Annotated in this window: 8 protein-coding genes; 4 read left to right on the top strand and 4 right to left on the bottom strand. The window is 73.4% G+C overall.

The window, feature by feature from the left end; translation table 11 throughout:
• Nucleotides 1-39: 39 nt before the first annotated feature.
• A complete protein-coding gene (locus tag K6I33_RS27200) occupies nt 40-693 on the bottom strand; it encodes a response regulator transcription factor (protein WP_229357173.1) in 654 nt (217 codons plus the stop codon).
• A 310-nt stretch (nt 694-1003) separates the two neighbouring features.
• Here K6I33_RS27200 and K6I33_RS27195 point away from each other — a divergent pair, with 310 nt between their 5' ends.
• Complete coding sequence (locus tag K6I33_RS27195; RefSeq protein WP_229357172.1) at nt 1004-1162, top strand: hypothetical protein; 159 nt, start codon at nt 1004-1006, stop codon at nt 1160-1162.
• Between the two features lie 99 nt (nt 1163-1261).
• Here the strand turns inward: K6I33_RS27195 and K6I33_RS27190 are convergent, their stop codons facing one another.
• A complete protein-coding gene (locus tag K6I33_RS27190; RefSeq protein ID WP_229357171.1) occupies nt 1262-2098 on the bottom strand; it encodes an inositol monophosphatase family protein in 837 nt (278 codons plus the stop codon).
• A gap of 14 nt (nt 2099-2112) precedes the next feature.
• Nucleotides 2113-3243 (bottom strand): ferrochelatase, encoded by a 1131-nt coding sequence (locus K6I33_RS27185; protein ID WP_229357170.1) that lies wholly within the window; start codon nt 3241-3243, stop codon nt 2113-2115.
• A gap of 143 nt (nt 3244-3386) precedes the next feature.
• Between K6I33_RS27185 and K6I33_RS27180 the strand changes: the two genes are divergently transcribed.
• Together K6I33_RS27180 and K6I33_RS27175 are read left to right on the top strand one after the other, a co-directional pair.
• Nucleotides 3387-4646, top strand: coding sequence for an MFS transporter (locus K6I33_RS27180; RefSeq protein ID WP_229357169.1), 1260 nt, complete (start codon nt 3387-3389; stop codon nt 4644-4646).
• Nucleotides 4591-5964 carry a D-arabinono-1,4-lactone oxidase gene (locus tag K6I33_RS27175; protein WP_229357168.1) on the top strand — a complete coding sequence of 458 codons (1374 nt, stop codon included), beginning with the start codon at nt 4591-4593 and terminating at the stop codon, nt 5962-5964. Before K6I33_RS27180 ends, K6I33_RS27175 begins: the two co-directional genes overlap by 56 nt.
• 94 nt (nt 5965-6058) lie before the next feature.
• On the opposite strand, the gene K6I33_RS27170 is transcribed toward K6I33_RS27175, so the two are convergent.
• Complete coding sequence (locus tag K6I33_RS27170) at nt 6059-7162, bottom strand: hypothetical protein (protein ID WP_229357167.1); 1104 nt, start codon at nt 7160-7162, stop codon at nt 6059-6061.
• Between the two features lie 369 nt (nt 7163-7531).
• Between K6I33_RS27170 and sepH the strand changes: the two genes are divergently transcribed.
• The coding region (sepH, locus tag K6I33_RS27165) for a septation protein SepH (RefSeq protein WP_229357166.1) at nt 7532-8403 on the top strand (872 nt) is incomplete at its 3' end.

The raw sequence follows: 8403 nt of genomic DNA, 5'->3' as shown, positions 1-8403 counted from the left end.
TAAGAGACAGGGGGTGGTGGGTGTCTGGGACATCGCGGATCAGATCCGGTATCCCGAGCCCGGGACGGTGACGATCACCGGGGGCTCGCCGAGCTTGCGGCGCAGGGTCATCACGGTCACCCGGACCACATTGGTGAACGGGTCGGTGTTCTCGTCCCAGGCCTTCTCCAGCAGCTGCTCGGCCGAGACCACGGCCCCCTCGCTGCGCATGAGCACCTCCAGCACCGCGAACTCCTTGGGCGCCAGCTGCACCTCGCGGCCGTCGCGGAACACCTCACGGCGGTTGGGGTCCAGCTTGATGCCGGCCCGCTCCAGCACGGGCGGCAGGGCCACGGTCGTCCGCCGGCCCAGCGCCCGGACGCGCGCGGTGAGCTCGCTGAACGCGAAGGGCTTGGGAAGGTAGTCGTCGGCGCCGAGCTCCAGGCCGGCCACCCGGTCGCTGACGTCGCCGGAGGCGGTCAGCATCAGGACCCGGGTGGGGATGCCGAGCTCGACGACCTTGCGGCAGACGTCGTCGCCGTGGACGAGCGGCAGGTCGCGGTCGAGCACGACGACGTCGTAGTCGTTGACGGCGATGCGCTCCAGGGCGGCGGCTCCGTCGTACACGACGTCGACGGCCATGGCCTCCCGGCGCAGTCCGGTGGCGACGGCGTCTGCGAGCAGCTGCTCGTCCTCGACGACGAGTACGCGCACGGCGCTTGTCCTTCCTCTTGGCCCGTGTGGGCAGGCGTGATGTCCCTGTTGGGTTCCTCCATCCTGCCTCGGATGTCGGTAAACCGGCTGTAAGGGGTGCCCGGCGGCCGACCAGGGAGGAGTTCCGGATGGATTCCGGATTCTTCGGCGGCCGCAGGTTTCCGCCCGGACGGGGGTGGGGAAGACGTCTGCACACCCGCGATCACGCTTCTCCGTACGCCTACGCGTACGCGGGTACACACCACGCAGTGATCGTTTTCGCCGTGGCACACCCCCGTGCCGCCAACCCACGACGAGGGGGCGCAGCACCATGGACGCGTTCACCGCTGGCATTCTGCAGCGCATAGAGATGACCCGGTCCGACCTCGACCACGCCCGTCGCACGGGCGACGACTACCTCGCCGACGTCGAACAGGCGGAGCTCGACGAGCTCCACCGCCTGGCGGCGGAGCACGGCGTACAAGTCTGATCCGCACAGCGCGGAGCGCCCCCGGCACGGTTTTCGTTCCGTGCCGGGGGCGCCTGCGCGTGGGTGGGGGCCGGGGTGTCCCGGGAGGCCGCCCGCGGGCTAGTCGTGCCAGGCTCCCAGTGCCTCCAGCCGTGCCTGGAGCGGCTCGAAGAGGCCGGGCGCGGCCGCGATCGTCAGCTCGCCCGAGGCGGGGGCGCCGGGGCGGCCGCCCGTCAGGGCGCCGGACTCATGGGCGATGAGGGCGCCCGCCGCGTGGTCCCAGGGGTTGAGCCCCCGCTCGTAGTAGCCGTCGAGCCGGCCGCAGGCCACGTCGCACAGGTCGATCGCCGCCGACCCGCCGCGCCGGATGTCCCGCACCTCCGGCAGGAGCGCGCGCACCACCTCCGCCTGGGCGGCGCGCCGGGCCGTCAGATAGCCGAAGCCCGTGCCGATGAGGGCCTGCGCGAAGACGGGCGCGGGGCGGCAGCGCAGCCGTCGCTCCCCCTCGAAGGCGCCCCGTCCGCGCACGGCGCGGTACGTCTCGCCGCGCATCGGCGCCGCGACGACGCCCACGACCGCCTCGCCGTCGATCTCGGCGGCTATCGACACGGCCCAGGACGGCAGCCCGTACAGATAGTTGACCGTGCCGTCGATGGGGTCGATCACCCAGCGCACCCCGCTGGTGCCCTCGGTGCTGGCGCCCTCCTCCCCCAGCAGCCCGTCGTGCGGGCGGCGCTCCGCGAGGAAGCCGGTGATCAGCTTCTCGGCGGCGATGTCCATCTCGGTCACGACGTCGATGGGGCTGGTCTTGGTGGCGGCCACGCCGAGGTCGGCGGGCCGGCCGTCGCGCAGCAGCGCGCCGGCCCGGTCGGCGGCCTCCAGGGCCACGGCCAGGAGTTCGTCCTTGAGGGCATCAGGGGTATCGGAGGCATCAGGGGTATCGAGGGCGTCGGTCACGGTCCAGCGGCTCCTTACGCGTACGGGCTGTCGACGCCGGCGGCGGCCGGGCGCGGGGCCCGCGCCGGGCAGCAGCCGACGGGGCAGAGGTCGTGGGAGGGCCCGAGCGAGCCCAGCGCGCAGCGCTCGGGCCGCTCGCCCCGCTCGGTGGCGGCGCGCTCCAGCACCAGCTCGCGCACGGCGGCGGCGAAGCGGGGGTCGGCGCCGACGGTGGCGGCCCGGGCCACGGGCAGGCCCAGCTCGGCGGCCTTGGCGGCGGCCTCGGTGTCGAGGTCGTACTTGACCTCCATGTGGTCCGACACGAAACCGATGGGCACCATGACGACGGCCGGGGCGCCCTCGTCACGCACGGCCTCCAGGTGGTCGCAGATGTCGGGTTCGAGCCAGGGGATGTGCGGGGCGCCGCTGCGCGACTGGTAGACGAGGCGCCAGGGGCGGTCCTCGACGCCGGTCTTCTCGCGCACCGCCTCCGCGACGAGCCGGGCCACGTCGAGGTGTTCGGCGACGTAGGCGCCGCCGTCGCCGTGGCCCCCGGCCGGGCCGGAGGTGTCGGCGGCGGCCGTGGGGATGGAGTGCGTGGTGAAGGCCAGGTGGGCGCCGGCCCGGGCCTCCTCGGGCAGCCGGCCGAGCGCGGCCAGCGTCGCCTCGGCCATCGGGGTGACGAAGCCGGGGTGGTTGAAGTAGTGCCGCAGCTTGTCGACGCGCGGCAGGGGCAGACCCTCGGCCTCCAGCGTGGCCAGCGCGTCGGCCAGGTTCTCCCGGTACTGCCGGCAGCCGGAGTAGGAGGCGTAGGCGCTGGTGGTCAGGGTGAGCACCCGGCGGTGGCCGTCGGCCACGATCCGGCGCAGCGTGTCGGTCAGGTACGGCGTCCAGTTGCGGTTGCCCCAGTAGACCGGGAGGTCGACGCCCCGCGCCGCGAAGTCCTCTCGCAGGGCGCGCAGCAGGGCGCGGTTCTGGTCGTTGATCGGGCTGACGCCGCCGAAGAGGAAGTAGTGCTGCCCGACCTCCTTGAGCCGCTCGCGGGGGATGCCCCGGCCACGGGTGACGTTCTCCAGGAACGGGACGACGTCGTCCGGTCCCTCGGGCCCGCCGAAGGAGAGCAACAGGAGGGCGTCATAGGGGGCGTGGGATGGCTGATCCGACATGCCTCCGATCCTGCCACCCGCCACTGACAGCCGGGAAATGGCGGTGCGTCGCACGAACGTACGGACGTAAGCTGTATCGACCACCTACGTCCCTTACGGCACCCTCGCCCCGTCCCCAGTGCCGACCTCCCCGGGAGCCGTCCTTGTCCAGTCCCTACCGCGCGATATTCAACGCACCCGGCACCAAGGGCTTCGCCGCGGCGGGCCTGATCGGCAGGCTCCCCCTGTCGATGCTCGGCATCGGCGTCGTCACGATGATCTCCCAGCTGACCGGCCGGTACGGGCTGGCGGGCGCCGTCTCGGCGGCCCTGGCGCTCTCCGCCGCCGTCCTGGGACCGCAGGTCTCGCGGCTGGTCGACCGGCACGGGCAGCGGCGCATACTCCGCCCGGCGACGGCCATCGCGCTGACGGCCGTCGCCGGGCTGCTGGTGAGCGCGCAGCAGAGGTGGCCCGAGTGGACGCTGTTCGTCTTCGCGGCGGGCGCCGGCTGCGTGCCGAGCGTGGGGTCGATGGTGCGGGCCCGGTGGGCGGCGCTGTTCCACGGCTCGCGGCGCGAGCTGCACACGGCGTACTCGGCCGAGTCCGTCATCGACGAGGTGGTGTTCATCGTCGGGCCGATCCTGTCGATCGGCCTGTCCACGAGCTGGTTCCCCGAGGCGGGCCCGCTGCTGGCGGCCTGTTTCCTGGCCATCGGCGTCGTGTGGCTGACCGCGCAGCGGGCCACCGAGCCGAAGCCGCACCCCCGGACGGACCAGTCGGCGGGCTCCGCGCTGGGTTCGCGGGGACTCCAAGTACTGGTGGCGGTCTTCGTGGCCACCGGCGCCCTGTTCGGCTCCATCGAGGTCGTCACCGTGGCCTTCGCCGAGGACCAGGGCCACAAGGCCGCCTCCAGCCTGGTGCTCGCGGTGTACGCGCTGGGCTCCGGCATCGCCGGTGTGGTCTTCGGCCTGCTCCACCTGCGGGGCGACGCCGCCCGCCGCTGGATGCTGGGCGTGTGTGCGATGGCCGTGAGTATGATCCCCCTCCAACTGGTCGGGAACCTGCCGTTCCTGGCCGTGGCGCTCTTTGTCGCGGGCCTGGCCATCGCGCCGACGATGGTGACCACGATGGCCCTCGTCGAGCAGCACGTACCGCGCGCGAAGCTGACCGAGGGCATGACCTGGACGAGCACGGGGCTCGCGGTCGGCGTGGCGCTCGGCTCGTCGGCCGCCGGCTGGGTGGTGGACGCGGCCGGGGCCCGGGCGGGGTACGCGGTGCCCGGCGCGGCGGGACTGCTCGCGGCCGTCGGCGCGTTCCTCGGATACCGCCGGCTGCGGTCGGCGCCGGAGCGGGTGGGGGTGCGCGCCCATGGGGGCGACGGCAAGGACGAGCAGCGCCTGGCTGAGCAACGGCACCAGGCGTGACGACGAGGTACGTAACGACGACGTAGACGTATGGCGCAACTGGGCGGGGAACGTCACCGCCCGGCCGGCGCGCACGGTGACCCCGCGGACGGCGGGGGAACTGGCCGGGGCGATCGGACGGGCCGCCGCCGACGGCCTGAAGGTGAAGGCGGTCGGCAGCGGCCACTCCTTCACCGCCGCGGCCGCCACCGACGGTCTGCTGATACGCCCGGAGGGCCTGGACGGCATCCGCTCGGTCGACCGGGACGCCGGAACCGTGACGGTCGGCGCGGGCATGACGATCCGTCGCCTCAATCAGGAGCTCTCCGCCCGGGGCCTGTCCCTGACGAACATGGGCGACATCATGGAGCAGACGGTCTCCGGGGCCGTCAGTACCGGCACCCATGGCACCGGCCGCGACTCGGCCGCGATCGCCGCCCAGATCGCCGGGCTGGAGCTGGTCACCGCCGACGGTTCGGTGCTGACCTGCTCGGCGCGGGAGAACCCGGAGGTGTTCGCCGCGGCGCGGGTGGGCCTCGGCGCGCTGGGCGTGATCACCGCGATCACCTTCCGGACCGAACCGGAGTTCCTGCTCACCGCGCGCGAGGAGCCGATGTCCTTCGGCGCGGTGACGGCCGGCTTCGACGCGCTCGTCGCGGAGAACGAGCACTTCGAGTTCTACTGGTTCCCGCACACCGACCGCTGTTCCACCAAGCGGAACAACCGCAGCGCGGGCCCGGCGGCCCTGCTCGGCCGGGCCGCCGCCTGGACGCAGGACGAGCTGCTGTCGAACGGCGTGTTCGGCGCCGCCTGCGCGCTGGGCCGGGCCGTCCCCGGCACCGTCCCCGGGATCGCCCGGCTCAGCGCCCGGGCGCTGTCCCCGCGCACGTACACCGACATCCCCTACAAGGTCTTCACCAGCCCCCGCCGGGTGCGCTTCCTGGAGATGGAGTACGCGCTGCCGCGCGAGGCGGCGATGACGGCCCTGCGGGAGCTGCGCGCGGTGATCGAGCGCCGGCGGCTGCGGGTGAGCTTCCCCGTCGAGGTGCGGACGGCCCCGGCGGACGACATCCCGCTGTCCACCGCTTCGGGCCGGGATACGGCCTATATCGCCGTACACATGTACAGGGGCACCCCGCACCAGGCGTATTTCTCGGCCGTCGAGCAGATCATGACGGCCCATGGGGGACGGCCGCACTGGGGGAAGCTCCACGGCCGTGACGCCGGGTATCTGGCGGACGCCTATCCGCGCTTCGCGGAGTTCACGGCGGTGCGGGACCGGCTGGACCCGCACCGCGTCTTCGGCAACGCCTATCTGCGGCGGGTCCTGGGCGAATGACGGCACGGGCGCCGGGCGCGGCCCCCTGGTGGGAGGTCCGCCGCCCGGCGCCCGTGGCGTCCGCGTCGTCGTGGTCGGCTCGTGCCGCCTCGTCCTACGAGGTCGTGCCCGTACCGGAACCGGCGCTCGTGCCCGCCGCCGCGTTCTGGCCCGGCGGCTGCGGCGAGGGCGACTGGCCGCCGGTGCCTCCGGAGCCCTGGCCACCGGTGCCGCCCTTGCCGTCGGTCCCGCCCTTGCCCGCGTCCGGCGACGAGCCGGAGTCCGGCGTCGGGGTCGGCTTCGGCGTGCCGCCACCGGAGGACGGGGTCGGCGTGGGGTCCGGGGTCGGCTTGCCGCCCGTACCGCCGCCCTGCTTCGACGCGTCCGGCGAGGGGGTCGGACCGCCGTCGCCGGTGTCCACCTCGCTCCCGCCGTGCGAGCGGCCGGGGTCCGGTTCCTGCTGCGGAGCCGGGTCGTCCTTCTTCTCGCTCCTGCCCGGCTGGAAGATCCGGCTGACGGTCGTCCCGCCCTTGTCCCCGTCCGCGCTGGCGCCGGAGAGCAGCTCCACCACCGTCACCGTGCCCATGGCCAGGGCGAAGACGGCGGCGGCCGCCAGCAGCGGGCGCTTCCAGCCGCGCAGCCGGGTGCCGTGGGTCGTGCCCTGCGAGAAATCCTCGGAGTAGCCGTGGATGTACGCGTCGTCATGCGCGCCGGTGCGCGCACCGGCGTACGCCTCTGATTGCGCCGGGTTCGCACCGGGATGTGACACCTGGTGCAGCAGTTGCGTACGGTCCTCGGTTCCCGGCGGCAGGCCCGTCGCGTCGACCTGTCCCAGCAGCTGAGTGCGCGCCGGGTCGGGCCCGCCGTCCCGCGCCGGGCCGGCGGCGGGGAGCACGGTCGTCGCGGCGTCGGCCGAGCGCGCCCGGTCCACGGCGCGGGACGCGTCACGGACCGGCACCTGGCGGAGCCGGGGCTCCGGCTGGGTCGCCGCCTCGCGTATCTGCTCACCCGTACGTTTGAACAGGTGCTGGAAGACTGTGCCACCCGTCGTGGCCACCACGCTGACGACACCGGCGCCAATCACCGTGCCGTATACACCGAGTTTGCCCGCGAGCATGGCCGCCACGACCGCCGCCAGCGCACTACCGGCCACCTGCGCGACGCTCAGCTCCAGGCGCTTGCCCTTGTCTTTTGCCTCGCTTTCGGCTTTGTCGTCCATCTCCAGCCTCTATTGGTTCTTTCGGACCCTCTTGCAGCCAGAAGAGACATTCGAGCCTAACGAACAGTTCCGAATCGGGCGATTATGTGAACCTCGCCACCCGCGGGAACCAGGGCCGGACACGACCTCCCCAAGGGGCGCATTCCAACTCCCTTGCCGCAGGTGAACTTCGCTGGCGCGCCGATCCACGCCCGGTGGCCCGAATGGAGTACTGTGGCGAGCCCTGGCCCCAATATCCCGTTCGGCTGCCCGGAAACCACCGGACCCGTCGGGAGGGGCCCGGGCGGCTCTCGCCCCGTCAACTCGGCAATGTTGTGGCAGGCTGCTACCCGGGCAGGCCACACTCGACTAGCGGAAGCAGCGACGCAGGTGACGTCGGCAGGCACCACCCGGGAGGTCCCCATGCCCGAACTGCGTGTCGTGGCAGTCTCCAACGACGGCACACGGCTGGTGCTCAAGTCTGCGGACAGCACGGAGTACACGCTTCCCATCGACGAGCGGCTCCGTGCCGCCGTGCGCAACGACCGCGCACGCCTCGGCCAGATCGAGATCGAGGTGGAGAGCCACCTCCGGCCCCGCGACATCCAGGCCCGCATCCGGGCCGGTGCCTCGGCGGAGGAGGTCGCCCAGCTGGCGGGCATCCCCGTGGAGCGCGTGCGGCGCTTCGAGGGCCCCGTGCTCGCGGAGCGCGCCTTCATGGCGGAGCGGGCCCGCAAGACACCCGTGCGCCGCCCCGGCGAGAACAGCGGCCCGCCGCTCGGCGAGACCGTCGCGGAGCGCCTGTTGCTGCGCGGCGCCGAGAAGGACACCGCCCAGTGGGACTCCTGGCGCCGCGACGACGGCACGTGGGAGGTCCTGCTGGTCTACCGCGCCGCCGGAGAGCCGCGCGCGGCCAGCTGGACCTACGATCCGCCGCGCCGGATCGTTCAGGCGCTGGACGACGAGGCGCGGGCGCTCATCGGCGAGACCGACGACACGCCCGAGCCGACCTTCCCGTTCGTGCCGCGCATCGCCCGGCTGCCGCGCGACCGGCCGCTGGACCGTTCCCTCGACCGGGACCGGCCGCAGTCCGCCGGCCCGGACGCGGAGGCAGCCTCCGGCGACGCGCCGGCGGAGGACGCGCCCAAGGAGCGCGACCGTGACTCGCTGACCAGCCTGCTGGAGGCCGTACCGAGCTTCCGGGGCGACATGGTCGTCCCCGAGCCGCCCTCGACGCCCCCGGCCGTCGGGGCGATCCCCCC

This window comes from Streptomyces sp. UNOB3_S3 (genome assembly GCF_020740895.1).
In the GTDB taxonomy this organism is placed as follows: Bacteria; Actinomycetota; Actinomycetes; order Streptomycetales; family Streptomycetaceae; genus Streptomyces.
Note: the sequence above shows the minus strand (reverse complement) of the source record. Positions and strands in the feature narration are given on the sequence as shown.

What these genes read in the sequence shown, in the direction of transcription:
- K6I33_RS27195 (WP_229357172.1), top strand. Translation starts at nt 1,004, where the DNA reads ATGGACGCGTTCACCGCTGGCATTCTGCAGCGCATAGAGATGACCCGG.
- K6I33_RS27185 (WP_229357170.1), bottom strand. Translation starts at nt 3,243, where the DNA reads ATGTCGGATCAGCCATCCCACGCCCCCTATGACGCCCTCCTGTTGCTC.
- K6I33_RS27175 (WP_229357168.1), top strand. Translation starts at nt 4,591, where the DNA reads ATGGGGGCGACGGCAAGGACGAGCAGCGCCTGGCTGAGCAACGGCACC.
- K6I33_RS27170 (WP_229357167.1), bottom strand. Translation starts at nt 7,162, where the DNA reads ATGGACGACAAAGCCGAAAGCGAGGCAAAAGACAAGGGCAAGCGCCTG.